At 68.4% G+C, this 18,115-nt stretch carries 7 protein-coding genes; 1 reads left to right on the plus strand and 6 read right to left on the minus strand.

From position 1 onward, the window contains the following. Positions 1–2: 2 nt before the first annotated feature. Positions 3–233 (minus strand): MbtH family protein, encoded by a 231-nt coding sequence (locus tag AWB89_RS25530; protein WP_085177469.1) that lies wholly within the window; start codon positions 231–233, stop codon positions 3–5. A 757-nt stretch (positions 234–990) separates the two neighbouring features. On the opposite strand from AWB89_RS25530, the gene AWB89_RS25535 reads away from it, so the two are divergent. Beyond that, on the plus strand, positions 991–1,857 hold the full coding sequence (locus AWB89_RS25535) for a class I SAM-dependent methyltransferase (RefSeq protein WP_085177470.1): 867 nt from the start codon (positions 991–993) through the stop codon (positions 1,855–1,857). A 13-nt stretch (positions 1,858–1,870) separates the two neighbouring features. Here AWB89_RS25535 and AWB89_RS25540 read toward each other — a convergent pair whose 3' ends face one another. From AWB89_RS25540 to AWB89_RS25560, 5 genes are all read right to left on the minus strand, one after another. Next, positions 1,871–2,833: a sulfotransferase gene (locus tag AWB89_RS25540; RefSeq protein WP_139830524.1), complete on the minus strand. Its 963-nt coding sequence runs from the start codon at positions 2,831–2,833 to the stop codon at positions 1,871–1,873. A gap of 161 nt (positions 2,834–2,994) precedes the next feature. After that, positions 2,995–14,031, minus strand: coding sequence for a type I polyketide synthase (locus AWB89_RS25545; RefSeq protein WP_085177471.1), 11,037 nt, complete (start codon positions 14,029–14,031; stop codon positions 2,995–2,997). A gap of 306 nt (positions 14,032–14,337) precedes the next feature. Then, the gene (locus AWB89_RS25550; RefSeq protein ID WP_085094647.1) at positions 14,338–15,573 is read right to left on the minus strand and encodes a glycosyltransferase; all 1,236 of its coding nucleotides are present in this window, start codon (positions 15,571–15,573) and stop codon (positions 14,338–14,340) included. 81 nt (positions 15,574–15,654) lie between these two features. Continuing rightward, on the minus strand, positions 15,655–16,923 hold the full coding sequence (locus AWB89_RS25555) for a glycosyltransferase (protein ID WP_085177472.1): 1,269 nt from the start codon (positions 16,921–16,923) through the stop codon (positions 15,655–15,657). A 21-nt stretch (positions 16,924–16,944) separates the two neighbouring features. After that, positions 16,945–18,081: a class I SAM-dependent methyltransferase gene (locus AWB89_RS25560; RefSeq protein ID WP_241520606.1), complete on the minus strand. Its 1,137-nt coding sequence runs from the start codon at positions 18,079–18,081 to the stop codon at positions 16,945–16,947. Positions 18,082–18,115 lie beyond the last annotated feature (34 nt).

Here is an 18,115-nt window from a genome sequence, read left to right on the forward strand (position 1 = left end):
GGTTACCTATCAAACCCCTGTCCCGCCGCTAACCTTTCGCGCAGAGTTTTCGGCCGTATATCGGTCCAGTTCTGTTCGATGTAGTCCAGGCACGCTGCGCGGTCCGCTTCGCCGTACACCACCTGCCAGCCGGCCGGAACATCGGCGAACGCCGGCCACAGGCTGTGTTGTTCCTCGTCGTTGACCAAGACGAAGAAAGTGCCCTCGTCGTCGTCGAAAGGATTAGTGCTCACCGCGTCTCCAGACCGTCTACTGGACATGGGTATAACAAGTTCTAAACCATACTGGAGCCCCACAGAGCTTGTCTAAGCCTTCGAGGAATTTGAGGTGACCCCGGTTCTCCTGGCACCGCCGCACACGAAAGGTTGTCTAGACGAACTAATGGTATGGTTTCGCCGCTGATCCCTCACTCGCAGTCTGCTGAGCAGCGGCTGTTGCCCCGCACCGGCCGCCACCGGAAAGAATCGCGACACGATATTGGACCGTCCGCCCGCCCGGCGGCGCCTCGACGTGGCTCTTCACCGCGGACGGTGGCCGCTATGCCGCGGCGCCGCCGCCAGGAGCCGGGGAGGCTCGATCGCGGTCGCGGACGCACTATATGTAGTCGCGGACGCACTATATGTATTAGGTGGGCTCCATCTGGCGCGCCGCCGGCGGTCGCCCGCCCAGCTGCGACGGCGCGAACCACGCCGGAGATCGTCGAGGCTGCGCGCCGCCGACGACGACGGACCGGTCGACAGCGCAATTTTCGTGAGGCGACGTGGCCGACGAGCCGGCGGAGCCGCTCGAGCCGAATTTGCGGGATCGGGACCACATGAATTTATGACGCCTAACGCAAAGGTTGACCCCCTACCAGAGGGGAGCCGGTCGTGTAGCATGCATCGTGATTGGGCGGCACGTTGGACCGGTGTATTCCGAATCAAAATATCCACAATAAAGACACCATGTGACCGATCATGGGCCAAAGCAGATCCGGTTGGGGCGACATAAATGGACAACCACAGCGAACCTTCGACGCAGGTTGAATCGAAGGATAATCCATCCGTTGCAATGTCGGAGCACCTGGCCGACGATCTGCTCTCCACGACCGCCGGGGGATGGAAAAGCTTTTACAATTTGCTGAGCCGTCGGCTCGAGGACGCCGGAGTCGCTGATTCGTCGTTCTTTCTGAATTACGGGTACGCCTCGCTGGGCACCAACGACGAGTCCGCGTTCACCATTCGCCCCGGCACCTTCAACGCCAACTCGGTCCGGCTGGTGTTCGAAGTCATCGGATCGGTCGACCTCAACGACCGCACCGTCGCGGAAATCGGATGTGGCCGCGGCGGCAACTCCGCACTGGTCGCGGAGAAGTTCAACGCCGAGGTGATCGGCATCGACATGTCCTCCGAAGCGATCGCCTTCTGCAGCAAGACGCACGTCAAGCGACCCATCGACTTCCGCGTCGGCGATGCATTGAACATTCCCCTCCCCGATGCGTCGTGCGACGCGATCATCAACGTGGAGTCCTCGCACTCCTACGGCAATTTGCCGAAGTTCCTCGGCGAGGTCCGCAGGATTTGCCGGCCCGCCGGATGGTTCCTACACACGGACTTTTTAAGCCCCGAGGACTGGGACCAGGTCAGGATGCGTCTCAAGCGATCGGGCTTCGTCACCGAAAGCGACCGGGATATCACCGCTAACGTACTGGCCTCGCGCGATCAAGCAAGTGACACCTGGGCTGAGGTTTATGGCGATAGGAATGCCCGTGTCGCCAACTTCCTCTCCCTGCCCGGATCCGCGATCTACGAACAGATGCGGGCCGGCTTGTTGGAGTACCGGATATTGAGGTCTCAGTTGCGCGCCGAAGCCGCGTAGCGTCGCCGCGACATCACCACTCGAGATCCGAATAGAACAGCCTCGCTACGTCGCTGGTCCGCTCTTTGATCGTGACAATCTCGCGGTCGCTGAGCCGACCCTTCCAGTTCGAGACATTCACCCTGCTGTTGCGCTTGATACTGAATTCATCCCCCCGCATCGGCTCGGAGGGGTTCTGCTCGCCCGAGCTCGCTTCGATGGCGGTGTGGACGCTGGCCGTGAATTCCAGGCCGAGCGCCGCATAGACTTTCTGGAAACTTCCCACGGGATCCATGGATAGTTCTTCGTGTTTGAGGAACAGCCATCCCGGATAGCGCGTGCGGTACTCGTTTACCACCGCGTATATGCAGTTCCATAACAGGGCCCCAACCGGGATGATTTCCTGTTCATGCTCGGCGAAATAGCGGATGTCCGATTGGAAATCGGCCAGCCTGGTTTCGCGCATTAGTTGCGGCTGCCTCAGGAAATGGCTGAAATCGAATTTCCAATTCAATACTTTCAGGCTGGAACAGAGCGCGGCGGGGTGCCGGATCATGACCACGACCTTCATATCGAATCGGCGGGCCAACCAGGGGGCGGAAAATACGGCCACCGGATCTTTCATGACAGCCGTCTTTTTCTTCAGCCGGTGCGTGGATAGATTCGCAAACGCTAACAGGCTTCGGGATGCTTGCCTGGCACTCCTGGAGTGCACGAGGTTCGTCCGCAACGGATACCTGAAATTGACCAGGCCCTCGAGGTACCTGTCGAATTGGTGAGAATTCGCGTCGGTGATGTATTGAAACTGTTCTTTAATAGGGTTCGCGAAGCCGCACAAGTCGCCGTTCTCGGTGGTGAAGGGCTCGTGCACGTAACCCATGCCGGGCGCGTGGGCGATCATGCGGCCGGTCCAGGTGGTGCCGGATCGGGGTGCGCCGGTGACGAGAATCCGCTTGCTGCCCTCGAGTGGCATGACGGGTTCGCGTGCTACGGCCACGTCCGCGTACTCCCGTCTGCTTTCTTGGCTGCCTGGCGAGGCTCAAGTGGAACGGCTATCGGGCTCCCGATTCTCGATTGGGTCGGTGGTTGACCGACCTCCTTTCCCGAACTGAACCGCACGCGATCGCTACCCTCGCCCGGCGATTTCGTGGCCTGGATTTAGGTGGGCTCGGCCAAACCGACCGAATCGGCCTTATCCGACTCCGGCACCTGACCGGCCAGGTATTCGGCCAGCGACCCGATCGTCGGGTAGTCGAACACCGCGGTCGCGCTGATCGTGAAGGCGCCACCGAACTGCGGAAGCAACCGGTTGCTGAATTCGACCGCCATCAGTGAATCCGTGCCCAGCTCCAGGAACCGGCTGGTTGCGGCCGGCGGTTGCGCGAGCCTCAGGAAATTCTGGACCTCGTAGCGGAGGTACTCCGTGAGGAAGCTGCCGCGCTCCGCCTCGGGCACCTCGTGCAGCTGCCGCAGCAGCTCGCTGTCCCCGCGCGTCGCGGTGACGGCGCTCGGCAGCACGTGGTCGAGCATCGCCGGGCGCGAGGCGCCCAGCCCCTTCGCGGCGCGCTGCCAATTGGCCTTGATGACGGTCGCCTGCCCGGTTCCCTGGGCAATGATCTCGTCGAGCGCGTTGAGCGCGGCCGAGGGTTCCAGCGGGATGAGGCCTTGCGCGCTGAGATTGGCGCGCGCGGCGTGCGAGGTGGCCATGCCGCCCTTTGCCCACGGCCCCCAGTTGATGGCCGTCGCGGGCATGCCCTGCGCCCTGCGCTCCGCAACGAGCCCGTCGAGCAGCGCATTGGCGGCCGCGTAGTTGGCCTGGCCGGGCGAACCGATCACGCTGGAGGCCGACGAGTAGACGATGAAGAAGTCAAGATCGTCGTCCCTCGTGAGGCGATCCAGGTAGCAGCCGCCGAAGGCCTTCGGCGCCAGCGCCTTCCGGAAGCCTTCGAGGCTCTGCTGGGGCAGTAGCGCGTCGTCGAGGACGCCGGCCAGGTGCGCCACCCCCGCGAGCGGCGGCAACTCCGCCCGGATCCGGTCCAGCACCGCCGTGATCTGCGCTTCGTCGCCGACGTCGGCGGCGAAGACGTGGATGCGGCTCCGGTAGCGCTCCGTGATGTCGTCGATTGCCCGTTGCGCCTCGGCATCGGGCAGGCGCCGACTCGTCAGGACGATGTCGCCCGCCCCGAGTTGCGCCAGGTGGGCCGCCGTGTACAGGCCGAGCGCCCCGAGTCCGCCGGTGATCAGGTAGCTCCGATCCCCGCGCGGCTGCAGCGGTTGCGCCATCTGCAGCACGATCTTTCCGATGTGTCGAGCCTGCTGCATCCGCCGGAACGCGGTCTTGGCCTCCGTCACCGGGTAGACCTCGGCGGCGATCGGCTTCAACTCGCCCTTGGCCATGCTGTCCGCCACCTCGGCCAGCAACTTCCCCGTCCGCTCGGGTTCGTGCTCGATGCAGGCGTCCAGCGCGATGATCTCGTAGTCGATATCGGGACGGGCCTCCGCCATCTGCTCGCGAGTCCAGATGTCGCGCTTGGCGATCTCGGCGAACCGGCCGCCCTGTGCGGTCGCGCGCACCGTCGCCGCGATGAACCCCTCGTTGGTGAGGCTGTTCAGCACGACGTCCACGCCGGCGCCACCGGTGTCGGCCAGGATCTGGTCCGCGAAATCCGTGCTGCGCGAGTCGTAGATGTGTTCCACGCCCATCTTGCGCAGCGCCGCCCGCTTGTAGGTGCTGGCGGTGGCGAAGACCGTCGCGCCGCGCTGCTGCGCGATCTGGATCGCGGCCAGACCGACGCCACCGCTGGCGGCGTGGATGAGCACCCGGTCACCGGGTCCCACCTTCGCCCAGTCGAAGGCGAGCCGGGTGGTCAGCGCCCCGGCGGGTATCGTCGCCGCCCCCACCGCGCTCACCCCGTCCGGCACCGGCGCCAGGAACTGGGCCGGCGCGTTGACCCGGGTCGGGAACCCGCCCGGCATGAAGCCGAAGACGCGCTGGCCGACCTCGAATCCGGTGACACCGGCGCCCACCTCCGTGACGACCCCGGCGAGGTCGCCACCGCCGACCCGCCCCGGGTCACCCGGGTACAGACCGAGCACGTTCAGCACGTCCCGGAAGTTGAGGCCCGCGGCCTCGACCCGGATCTGCACCTCGCCCGCGCCGGGCGGCGGCACGTGCGTCTCGACCAGATGAAGGTTGTCGATCGCGCCGCGTTCGGTCGGCTCCAGGTTGTAATCCGCGGCGCGCGGCACCGGCAGGTGCCCGCTGCGCGCCCACGGCAGTAGCCGCGGCACCAAGTACCTTCCCTGTCGCAGTGCGAGTTCGGGTTCGTCGGCGGGCGCGCCGAGCAGGCCGGCCAGCGAGCGCACGGCATCGTCGGCCCCGTCGGAGTCGACCAGCCGGCAGCGCAGGCTCGGCTGCTCGGTGATGACGGTCCGCCCGAGGCCCCACAGCGCCGACTGCGCCGAGTCCACCGGCTCGCCGGGCTCGGTCGCCACCGCCCGTTCCGTGACGATCCACAGTCCGCCGGTGAGCTTCAGGTCTTGCTGGGCCAACAGCGCGCGCACGACCGTCAGCAGCTCATCGATCTCGGTCTCGAGCCGCGTGGCGAATTCGGCGCCCGACTCTTCCGCGTCGGGCCGCCCGGGGCTGCGCCAGACGACGCCGGAGACGGGCGCGCCGCGCTCCTGGGCTTCGGCCAACTCCCGCTTCCAGCGCTCGGGATCCGAGCCGCGCTCGATGGAGACACAACCGGGGACGCCGGCCGCCAGCTCGTCGAACCCGGCGATCAGCCAGGTGCCCTCGCCGTTGCCGGCAGCGCCGCCCGAGGCCGGTGCCGGCACTTCCTCCCAGCCGAGGGTGTACAGGTTGCGGGTGGCATCGCCGCCGAGCCCGCGCAGCAACGCCTCCCGCGGCGCGCGCTTGACGGTGAAGTCGCGAATCTCGCCCAGCTGGCGCCCGTCGCGATCCACGAAATCGAGGTCGAACACCTGCGTTTCGCTGTCGAGGCCGCCGTTCTGCCACCGCGCCCGGCAGTAGAACCGCCGCGGCATCTCGTCGTGCAGCACCACCCGGCCGTACCGCAGCGGCAAGAACAGGTCGCTCAATCCCCCGCCGTCCTCGGTCGCCGCGAGCGCGGCCTCCAAAGCCGGGAAGGCGATTCCGGTGCACAGGTCGAGCAGCACCGGGTGGATCGGCTCGCTGCCGAGTTGTTCGGCGAGCTCCTCGCCGATGGCGATGTCGCCGATCGCCTCGCCGTCGCCGGCCCACAGCGATTTCAGCGACGTCGACCAGGTGGGACCCCAGGTCAGCTCCATGTCCGCGAAGGTGTCGAACAGCTGCTGCGGACGCGTGCGGCCCAGCCGCTCGCAGGCCGCGTCGATGGATTCCGTCGGCTCCAGGGCGGGCTCGTCTTGCACATCAGAGCCACCGCCGGCGATCCGGCCGTCGGCGTTCAGCGACCACTCGGCGTCACGATCACCGTACGGGCGGCTGTGCACCTGGAAGGTCCAGCCGTCATCGACGGGATGCACCGTCAGCTGCACCTCCCGGGAGCTCTTGTCGCCCAGGATGATCGGTTCGTAGAAGAACACTTCGCGCACCTGCGCCGGCGCCCCGACCGTGGCGAGGGCCATCGCCGCGTACGTCGCGCCCGGAACGACCACGACGCCGTAGATGACGTGATGGGCCAGCCACGGCTGCGTGTTGACCGACCACCGGCTGGTGTAGACGGAGTCGCCGGAGGCGAGATCCTTTGCGTTCCCGAGGATTCCGGATCCGGTGGCGCCATGCCCGTCGATGCCGCGGATGTCGGCGTTCTTGGGCCAGAAGCGACGGCGCTGGAACGCGTAGGTGGGCAGCTCGAGCTTGCGGCGCGGCCGCTGGTGCAGCGCGGCGAAGACGGGACGGTGGCCGCTGACGTAAGCGGCGGCCAGCGCGTCCGCCATCTGGCGCCGCGCGTCGGCGTCCTTGCGCAGTGACACGATCGCCCGCGGCGCGGCCGAGGATTCCGGCCACGCCTGCACGGCGGCGTTGGTCAGGACCGGTTGCGGACCGATCTCCATCAACACCGAGCAGCCCAGCGCCGCCACGGTGCGCACGCTTTCGGCGAACTGCACGGGCTGGCGGGAGTGCCGCCGCCAATATTGGCCGTCCAGCGGGGTATCGGCGGTGAGGAGCGCGCCGGTCCGGTTGCACACCAGGGGCAGCGTCGGGACGGCGAATTCGAATGTGTTTGCGTACGATTCGAATTCGTCAAGCACCGGGTCCAGCAGCTCGGAATGGAAGGCATGGCTGGTGTCCAGCCACGTGCAGCGCACCGCCTCACCGGTCAATCGGGCGACGATCTCCTCGAGGTCCGCGCCGGGGCCCGACAGCACCGTGTTGGGGCCGTTGTAGGCGGCCACCGAAATGTGCGGGAATTCTTCGGCGACGCCGTCCACCTTTTGCGCGTCCGCGAAGACCGCGACCATCCGCCCACCCTCGGGCAGACTGCCGAACAGCCGGCCGCGTTCGGCGATCAGGCGTGCCCCGTCCTCGAGGCTGAACACGCCCGCCACGCACGCCGCCGCGTACTGGCCCACGCTGTGCCCCAGCACCACGTCCGGCTCGATGCCCCACGACTGCCACAGCCGGGCCAGGCCCATCTCGACGGCAAACAGCGCCGGCTGCGCGAACGAGGTGTGCCGCAGGGTTTCTCCGGCGTCGCCGTCGGTGTCGAACAGCACCTCGAGCAGCGGACGCGGCAGCATCGGATCGACCGCTTCCGCGCAGCGCCGCACCGTGTCGGCGAACACCGGTTCGGTGTCGAACAGTTCGCGCGCCATTCCCGGGTACTGGCTGCCCTGACCGGTGAACAGCCACGCCGTCTTCGGCGGGTCGCCGCACACGCCACGCACGGCGCCAGGCCCCAGCCGGTTCTCGGCCAACCCGGCCAGCAGCTCGCGGGCTCCCGCGACCGAGTCCACGACCAACGCCGCGCGGTGTTCGAAGTGCGAACGCCCGACGCCCGCCGTGTAGCACACGTCGGCGACGTCGGCCTCCGGGTGCTCCTCCAGCCAGGCCCCGTACCGCTGCGCCAACACCGTCAGCGCCTCCGGTGACCGCGCCGACAGCGGCAGCACGCCAATGGATTCGGCTTCGGTAACGGGCTCCGGCGCCGCGGTGGCGTCGGCCGCTTCGGATGGCGACGGCGCCTCCTCGATCAGGACATGCGCGTTGGTGCCGGAGAACCCGAACGAGCTCGTCCCGGCGCGGCGCGGCCTGCCGTTGGCGTGCCAGGGAATCGGCTGGTCCACCACCCGGACCGGCAGCGAGTCCCACGGGATGTTCGGCGACGGGTTCTCGAAGTGCAGGTTTCGCGGCAGGACCTCGTGCTGCAAGGACAACACGACCTTGATCAGACCGGCGATCCCCGCGGCCGACTCGAGGTGCCCGATGTTGGTCTTGGCCGAGCCGATCAGCAGCGGCCGGTTCGGCTCGCGGCCGGCGCCGTAGGCGGCCGCGGCGGCCTGGACCTCGATCGGGTCGCCCAGCGAGGTGCCCGTGCCGTGCGCCTCGAGGTAATCGACGTCCCCGCCGACAAGGCCGGCGCGAGCCAGCGCCGCGGCGATAAGCCGTTGCTGCGCACCGCCGTTCGGCACGGTCAGGCCGCTGGAGGCACCGTCCTGGTTGACCGCGCTGCCCCGGATGACCGCGCAGATCTGGTCGTTGTCGCGCTGGGCGTCGCTGAGCCGCTTGAGCACCAGGATGCCGCAGCCTTCGCTGCGCGCGTAGCCGTTCGCGGCGGCGTCGAACGTCTTGCACCGGCCGTCGGCGGCCAGCATCCTGGCGCGCGCGGTGGCGACGATGGATGCCGGGCTCACCAAGACGTTCACCCCACCGGCCAGCGCCATGTCGCAGTCACCGGAGTGCAGGGCCTGGCAGGCCTGATGCACGGCCACCAGCGAGGCGCTGCACGCGGTGTCCACCGCCATCGCCGGGCCTTCCAGCCCGAGCGCGAACGCCACCCGGCCCGCGATGACATTGAGGGCGTTGCCGGTGATGAAGTGGGCCTCGATGGTCTCGACCGAGTTGGCGTTCAGCAGCTGGGAATACTCGTTGGCGGCCACGCCCACGAACACGCCGGTTCGACTGCCGCGCAACGCCGCCGGCGCGTACCCGGCACGCTCCAGGCCCTCCCACGCGATCTCCAGCATCAGCCGCTGCTGCGGATCCATCCACACGGCTTCGCGCGGGGAGATGCCGAAGAACTCCGGGTCGAACCCGTCGATGCTTTCCAGGTATCCGCCGTAGCGGGTGTAGATCTTGCCCGCCGCCTCGGGATCCGGGTCGTAATACTCGTCGACGTCGAAGCGGTCATCCGGGATCTCCCGGATCGCATCGACACCGCCGGACAGCAGGTCCCAGTAGGCCTCGGGATCGGGCGCACCCGGGAAGCGGCACGCGACCGCGACGATCGCGATCGGCTCGTCCGTGCGCGCCGTCACCGCGGCCGCGACCGGCGCCGGCTGCGCCGCCGCGCTCGCGGGCGCCGGCGCGTCGAGGCGCAGGACGTCGTTGATGAGGAAATTCGCCACGTCGGTGATACGCGGGTAGTCCATCGCCAGGGTCGACGGCAGCTCCGCGCCGACCGCGCGCTCGAGCCGGCGCCGCAGTTCGACCGCCATCAGCGAATCCATGCCGAGGTCGAAAAGCCCGGCCTCCTCGCGGATTTCCGCGGGGTCGATGCGGGTCACGTCCGCGACGGCGTCGCGCAGGTAGTCCACGACGAGCTTCTTGCGCTGCTGCACCGGGGCCGCGGTGAGCCGGTCGACCAATTGCGTGGTCCCGGACTCCGACGGTGCCTGTTCCGATTCGGGCACCTCAGCCTGCAACTGCGTGAAGAACGATCGCTTGCCCGCCATCTGGTAGAGCGGCAGGAAGCTGGCCCAGTCGATCCGGGCCACCACCCCGTGCGAGGTGCCCTTGCCCGAAGACGCCATGATTTCGGCCATCCCCGCCAGCGCATCGGCCGGCGACAACGGCCGGACCCCGCGCTTGTCCAGTTCCGCGCGGGCGGCCTCGTCGGCCATGCCCGCGTTCAGCCACGGGCCGAAGTTGACGCTGATCCCGGGAACGCCCTGCTCACGCAGCCGCCAGGCCAACCCGTCGAGGAAGGCGTTGGCCGCGCTGTAGGCGGTCTGACCGCCGGCGCCCCACACCCCGGCGATCGAGGAGGTGCTGAGGAAGAAGTCCAGCTTCAGGTCGACCGTGGCTTCGCTCAGGTTCCAAGCGCCCCAAACCTTCCCGGCGAACACCCGATCCACTTCGGTGTCGTCCAGGGCTTGCAGCGGGGTGGTGCTGATCTCGCCCGCGGCGTGCACGACGCCGGCCAGCGGCGGCAGTTCGGCCCGCACGGTGGCCAGGACGTGCGCGACGTCGTGGGGGTTGGAGACGTCGGCGGCGATGACCCGGACTTCGGCGCCGGACTCTTCGCGTATCGCGTCGATGCTGTGTTGCGCGGCGTCGCTGGGCGCGCGCCTGCTGGTCAGCACCAGATGCCGGGCTCCGTGCGCGGCCAGGTACGCCGCGACTTCCAGTCCGATCGCACCCAGCCCGCCGGTCACCAGATAGGTCGCGTCGCCGCGGAGCGCCAGCGGTGTCCCGGCCGGCTGCCCCGCGCGTCGGGTCAGCCGGGGAACGTAGACCGCCTGGTCCCGAAGCGCGAGTTGGTCTTCGCCGGCCGGCGCGGCCACGAGCTGGTCGATCAGCCGGGACCACACCCCGCCGTCCGCGGCGCCGCCCGCGGCCAGATCCGCCAGGCCGCCCCACAGTCGGGGGTGTTCCAGCGCGGCGGCGCGACCGAACCCCCACAGGCAGGACTGCGCCGGTGACACCTTGTCCTCGGCGGTGACCCGTTGTCCGCCACGGGTTATCAGCCAGATGGGTGCCCGCAGGTCGGCGGCGACCGCGGCGCAGAAGAGCCGCCGCGTACCGCTCAGGATTTGGTGCTGCATCCGCAGCAGCGATTGCGTCGACGGCGCCGTGTCGGATCCGAGGGCCGCGAGATGCAGGATGCGCAGCGTCGGGTCGTCCGCGAGCGCGGCGCGCAGCGTCTCCTTGAGCCGATCCGCGTCGGCGTCGGACACCGGGAGCCCCACGATGCGGTGCCGGTCCCCGCGCGCGGTGAGCGCGTCGACCAGCGGCGCGACCGCCTCGGCGTCGTCGCTGACCAGAAGCCACGCCGTGCCCTCGCCGGCCGTCGTGCCCGAGGCCTTGGCGGCGGATTTCTCCCAGCGGATCTCGTAGCGGGAGTCCGCGATGGACTGGGCATTGCGCTGCTGGTTGTGTTCTGCCGCAAGCTGTTTGAGCACATCGATGGCCTGCTGATCGGCGGTCCCGCCGCCCAGCAGCGCCGCGAGCTCCTCGATCCGGCCGTCCTCCAGGAGCCCGACGGCCTCGGTGCGCGCGGCGGAGACCTGACCGGCGGCCGGGGCCGACGCGACCCGCTGCTCGCGGAACCAGTACTGGCGGTGCTGGAACGGATAGGTGGGCAGGTCGAGCTTGCGCGCGGTCGCCGGCGCCAGCGCGGCGAAGTCGGGTCGGTGCCCGACGATGTAGGCGTTGGCCAGCGCCTCGGTGATCTGGCGGTGATCGGCGATGTTCCGACGCATCGATGCGATCGCCCGGGGCGCGGTGGCCGGGTCCGGCCACGCCCGCATGGCCGCGGCGGTGAGGATCGGCTGGGGGCCGATCTCCAGCAGCATGGTGCAGTGCAGTTCGGCCAGGGTGCGGACGCTCTTGGCGAATTCGACGGGCTGGCGCGCGTGGCGGCGCCAGTAGGCGCCGTCCAGTTTCGCGCTCCTGCCCAGGGCCGCGCCGGTGCGGTTGCACACCAATGTCTTTTGTGGCGCGCCGAACTCGAACCGGTTCGCATACGACTCGAATTCGTCGAGGACCGGATCCAGCAGGGCCGAGTGGAACGCGTGGCTGGTGTCCAGCCAGTCGCAGCGCACCCCGTCGTCCTCTAGGCCGGCCACCGCCTGGTCGAGATCCTGGACGGGCCCCGACAGCACGGTGTTGGCCCCGTTGTAGGCGGCCACCGACAGGCTCGGGAACTCGTCGGTGATGCCCTCCACGCGCTCGGCGGCGGCGAAGACCGCGACCATCCGGCCGCCGTCGGGCAGGCTGCCGAACAGGCGGCCGCGCTCGGCCATCAGCAGCATCCCGTCCTCGAGGCTGAACACGCCCGCCACGCAGGCCGCCGTGTACTGGCCGACGCTGTGGCCGATCACCACGTCGGCCTCGAAGCCCCACGACTGCCACAGCCGGGCCAGGCCCATCTCCACCGCGAACAAGGCGGGCTGGGCGTAGCTGGTTTGCCGCAGGGCGTCGTCGCCATCCGGATCGAAAATCACGTCCAGCAGCGGTCTTTCGAGCACGTCGGCCACCGCGGCCGCGCACCGGCTCATCGTCTCGGCGAACACCGGTTCGGTCTCGAAGAGCTCCCGCGCCATGCCGGCGTACTGGCTGCCCTGGCCGGTGAACAACCACGCCGTCTTCGGCCGATCGGTGCAGTCACCGCGCAGCAGGCCCGGCGCCGGGCGATCGTCGGCCAGCGCGGCGAGTTGCTCGCGTGCGGATTCCGTCGAATTCACCACCAGCGCGGCCCGGTGCTCGAAGTGCGATCGCCCGGACCCGGCGGTGAAGCACAGGTCGGCCAGCGACGCGTCCGGGTGGTCGGCGAGCCAACCGCTGTATGCCTTGGCGAGCTCCGCCAGGGCGACCGGGGTGCGCGCCGAAAGCGGCAACAGGGCGAACCGCCTGTCGTCCGCCGGCGCCTCGGGTGCCGCGGCGACCGGCGCCACCGCCGGCGCTTCCTCGAGGATGACGTGCGAGTTGGTTCCGGAGAACCCGAACGAACTGATCCCGGCGATCCGCGGCCGGCCGTCGCGCGGCCAGGGCTGGGCCTCGTCGACCACCTTCACGGGAAGCCGGTCCCACGGGATGTGCGGCGACGGCTTGCTGAAGTTCAGGTGCTTCGGCAGCACCTCGTGCTCGAGCGACAGGATGACCTTGATCAGTCCCGCGATTCCCGCGGCCGCTTCCAGGTGCCCGATGTTCGTCTTCACCGACCCGATCAGCAGCGGCCGGTCGGCGTCGCGCCCTTTGCCCAATGCGGCACCGGCGGCCTGGACTTCGATCGGGTCACCCAACGAGGTGCCGGTCCCGTGCGCCTCCAGGTATCCCACGTCGCCCGGCGCGACACCCGCGCACTGCAGCGCCTCGGCGATCACCCGCTGTTGGGCGACCCCGTTGGGCACCGTCAATCCGCCCGACGCGCCGTCCTGGTTGACCGCGCTGCCGCGGATCACGGCCCGGATCCGGTCGCCGTCGCGGATGGCGTCCTCGAGGCGCTTGACGACGACGACACCGCAGCCCTCGCCGCGCACATAGCCGTCGGCGGCCGCGTCGAAGGTCTTGCACCGGCCGTCCGGTGCCAGCATGTGCGCGTGGGAGAAGGTCATCGCGGTTTTCGCGCTGAGTAGGACGTTCACCCCGCCGGCCAGTGCGAGGTCGCATTCCCCGAAGCGCAGGGCCTGGCACGCCTGGTGGACGGCCACCAGCGACGAGCTGCACGCGGTGTCGACGGACACCGCCGGGCCCTGCAGGCCCAGCCCGTAGCTGATCCGGCCCGCACCCGCGGCGGACGACGTCCCGATCGCGACGTAGGCCTCGATCTCCTCGTAACTCAGTTGTTCGGAGATCAAGCCCAGGTAGTCATGGGTGCCCAGACCCATGAACACGCCGGTCTTGGTGTTCGCCAGATCCGACGGGGCGGTTCCCGAATGCTCGACCGCCTGCCACGCCGTTTCCAGCAGGATGCGGTGCTGCGGGTCGATCAGCATGGTTTCCCGGTTCGACAGCCCGAAGAACGGTGCGTCGAACCCGGTTACGTCGTCGATGAAGCCGGCCCGGCGGCTGACGATCTTTCCGGGCGCGTCGGGATCCGGGTCGTAGAACTGGTCGACGTCCCAGCGGTCCGCGGGCACCTCCGACAACGCGTCGCGCCCCTGCTGCAGCACGTCCCAGAAGGCGTCCGCATCGGGTGCGCCCGGAAGGCGCACCGCGTAGCCGACGATCGCGAAGCTGTCGCCCGTCCCCTGCGATCCACGTACCGGCTTTGCTGTCTCGAGACCGTTCTGTAGTTCGGTCATTTCCTACCGCCGATCATCTGCTGTTGCTTCTCGTCGTTAACCAGGACGAAAAAGCAGCCCCCGCCGTCATCGAAGGGATTGATGCTCAACCGCGTCTCCAGACCGTCTACTCGACATGGGTATAACAAGTTCTAGACCATACTTGCTGGGTGAGACGCCTGTCACGCGAATAGGTAACTGAGACGGCAGTCACGCAGATTGCTCGTCGACGCGCGGGCGAAGCGGCTCGCAGCTCACCCCATTCGGCCGGTCTGACCGGCGGCGAGCGGCGCTTTCGCCCATGCTCGCCGGCTCCCCGGTCAGCCGTCAGCCGGCCACCCGCGAGCGGGCGAAGTTTTCGACCAGGTCGCCGGCGGCCACGGTGCCTTTGGAGGCGACGCTCATCTGGGCGGCGACTTCGCGCGCCCGGGTCGCGTACTCCGGGGCGAGAATGGTGCGCAGGTCCTTGACGAGCGTGTCCTTGGTGGCGGTCGAAAGGCGCCGGGCGGTGCCGACCTTCAAGCGTTTGATCTGGTTCCCCCAGAAGAACTGATCGGGCAGCTTCCACAGAATCAACGCGGGCACGCCCGAGCGCAGGGCGGCGTTCGTGGTGCCCGAACCCCCGCGATGCACGATCGCGCGGACGGTGGGGAAGATCCGCGCGTAGTTCATCGTGTCCACCACCTTGACGTGGTCGAAGTGCGGGCCGTTGCTGTAGTCGCTGCCGGCGGAGACCACCAGCCCCCGCACGCCCAACTCCGCGGTCGCGGCGCCGATCATGGCCATGATCTCGATCGGGTCGTCCACCGGGATGCTGCCGAATCCGAACGAGATCGGCGGCTCCCCCTCGGCGATCCACGCCGCGATCTCGTCGTCGGCATCCGTCTGCCACTCCAACGTCAGCGTGCCGACGTTGGGCCGTTCCTTGGTGTATTCCGCCCATTGGGCCGGCAACCAGGGGAACAGCGCCGCGTCGTAGGCCTGCAGCTCCAGCGAGCCGCGCTCGACGATCCGCTGGGGCGCGGGCTTGGTGGCTTTCGGCAGGCCGAGTTCACGGCGCTGAGCGCCCTCGACCTTCTTGCTCAGCAGCCAATATCCCCACTCGTACGCCCTGACCTGCCGGGCGGCGGTGGCCCGGATCGGGTTGTAGTGCAGGGTGGCCAGCGGGATGTCGTAGTACTCGGCGACGCTGCTGGCCTGCTCCTCCCAGCTCTGGCCGGTCAGCAGCAGGTCGGCGCCCTCCGCCGCCGCCACGAGCGTCCGGCTCATGTCGGCCCAGCACGTGGTGAAGACGTCCCATCTGTCGCGCCAGAACTTGATCAGGCCGCGGATTCGCCAGGGTTCGCGGAAGAACAGGCTCATGAAGCTGCGCAACGGCTTCATGCTTTCCGACCAGTCGACCCCGTAGGCGACCGCCGAAAGCCCGAGCTTCTCGACGAAGGCGATCTGGTCGGGCGGGACGGCCATGCACACGTCGTGCCCGCGGCGCGCCAGCTCACGGCCGACGACGGCGACGGGCTCGATATCGCCACGGCTTCCCCAGCACGCCAGCACAAACTTCATGGAGCTCCTTGCCCTTCTACTTGTGTCTAACAAGTGCTAAACCATACTTCCTGGCCGTGGCGGCTGCCGGGCAATTGCCGATCAACCACCACGCTTGCGGCGGGCGAAATTCTCCAGGAGGTCCGCGGCGGCCGCAGCGCTCTTGGCGGGTTCGGTCATCCGGGTGGCGAGCTCGCGGGCGCGGACGACGTACTCCGGGGCGAGGATGGTGCGCAAATCCTCGGTCAACGTTTTCTCGCTGGCGGTCGAAAAGCGCCGGGCGGTGCCGACCCCGAGCCGTTTCACGGCCGCCCCGTACACCGCGTGCACGAGGTCCCAGAAAAGGATGACTTGCGGGACACCCGCACGCATGGCAACAGGCGTGGTGCCCGAGCCGCCGTGGTGGACGACCGCGCGACAGGCGGGGAACACGGTCGCGTAGTTCATCGTGCCGACGACCTTGACGTGGTCGAAGGGCGGGACGTCGCTGTAATCGGTTCCGCCGGCCCCGACCAATGCCCGCTCGCCCAGGTGCGCGCAGGCCGCGGCGATCATGGCGATCGTGTCCGCCGGCGATTCGACCGGGATGCTGCCGAACCCGAAGAAGATCGGCGGCGTACCCGCGGCGATCCAGGACGCGACGTCGTGATCGGCGTCCGTCGGCATTTCCAGCGTCAGCGTGCCCACAAAGGGGCGCTGGGCATCCCATTGCGCCCATTCGGCCGCAAGGCCGGGAAAGCAGGCCTCGTCATAGGCCTGGATTTCCAGCGAGCCGCGTTCGGTGATCCGCCGCGGTGCGGACCCTGTCGCCTGCGGCAGGCCGAGGTCAAGGCGCTGGGCGTCTTCCACCTTCTTCATCCCGCGCCACGACACCCACCAGAACGCCGCCACCGCCGAACGGCGCAACCGCGCCGGCAGGAAGCGCAGGGTCTGACCATTGGGACGCAGCGGGAAGTAGTGCAGCGTGGCGAGGGGGATGTCGTAGTACTCCGCGACGTTGGCGGCGGCGTCCTCGAAATTGATCCCGGTGAAAATCAGGTCCGCGCCGTCGGCCAGCGACCTCAGCGTGGTGCTCATCTCCCGCCAGCCTTGGAGTAGCGGTCCGCCAATCGCGCCGCGCGCCCGCATCAGATCCCTGATCCGCCAGGGGCGGCTGAAGAAACAGGTCCAGAATTCGCGGTGCGAGTCCAGGATGGACCGCGATTCCGGTCCGAAGCCGACCGCCGCGACCCCGGCCGCCTCCGCGAAGCCGACCAGATCGGGCGGGACGGCCATGCACACGTCGTGCCCCCGGAGCGCCAGCTCCCGCCCGACGGCGAGGTTGGGCTCGACATCACCGCGACTTCCCCAGCTTGCCAACACAAACTTCATCGCGGCCCTAGGGACTGCCGGTCAGCTACTGTTTCGGTCACGCCGGCGGTTCGGGTCCAGCTTGCCGAGACCGGTGATTTCGAGGCTGACCGACTTCCGCTGTCCGGCGGCGCCGAGCATGAAGAAGATGTCGCCGATCGGTGCGCCCAGCCAGAACCGCCAGAACCGCTTGCGGAAGAACTTCCAGACATAGCTGCCGTCGCCCACCAACCAATACCCGGCGATCCAGGGCAGGTAGTAGGTCGCGCGCTTCCACCGGGAGACGACCATCTCCAGGTTCATCTCCATGATCTCGAGGCCCCACGCCCGGTAGCGCCATTCCAGCTCGTACTTGCTCTGGAACTCGAAGAACGCCAGCATTTCGGCGTTGGTGACGAGGTATTCGTCGAAGACGAGAATGGATCCTTCGACGAAGCGCTCCTTGCACGTTTCCAGCGCATGGAGGCAACTCTCGTAGGTGTCCAGGTCCATGTGGAACAACGCGATCGGGGCGCCCGGTCGATCCGCCAGGAACGGTGCCAGCGTGTCGTAGGTGCTGCCCTTGACGAACTGCACCTTGCGACCGAGCGCGGCGGGCACCCCGTCCTGCAGGCTCACGCCGGTGTCCTGCATGGAACGTTGCGCGAGCGGTTCGGACAGGGAGAAGGTTCCCTGCTTGATCAGGGCCTGGTCGTCGATTTGCCAGTCTTCGACGAGGCCCTCGAAGGTGTCGAAGCCGTACACCTGGCGGCCGGACGCGTCGGACATCAGCCGCGTCGACCAGCCGAGCCAGACGCCCAGGTCGAGCATCAGTTCGTCGGAGCCCTGCGGGCTTGGCGCCGGCAGGCGCGAGGCCTCCCACAGCAGCGTGTGGCCGCCGATCTTGCACCGCCGCATGTCCTCGAGCGTGCGGCGGATGAACGCGCGATACGCCTCGTCATACACCCTGGTGTCCCGCGCATAGAGGTTCGGGATGTAGCGGTCGCGGTCCCGGTAGACAAGGCGCGCCACCGCGAAGAACACCAGCAGCACGGCGAGCGCGACGAGCAGCAGCGGCTGGGCATAGCACGCCGCGACCAGCAGAAGCGCGACCCCGACCAGAACCGCTTTCCATACGCTATGAAGGTTGGTCCGGTCCACGTGTGGACGTTCCACCTTCGGGCTATGGACGACGCTCACCGGTCCACCTCCAGGTTCACGGGCGCGCTCCGGG

It is taken from the genome of Mycobacterium paraense (assembly GCF_002101815.1).
Lineage (GTDB): Bacteria > Actinomycetota > Actinomycetes > Mycobacteriales > Mycobacteriaceae > Mycobacterium > Mycobacterium paraense.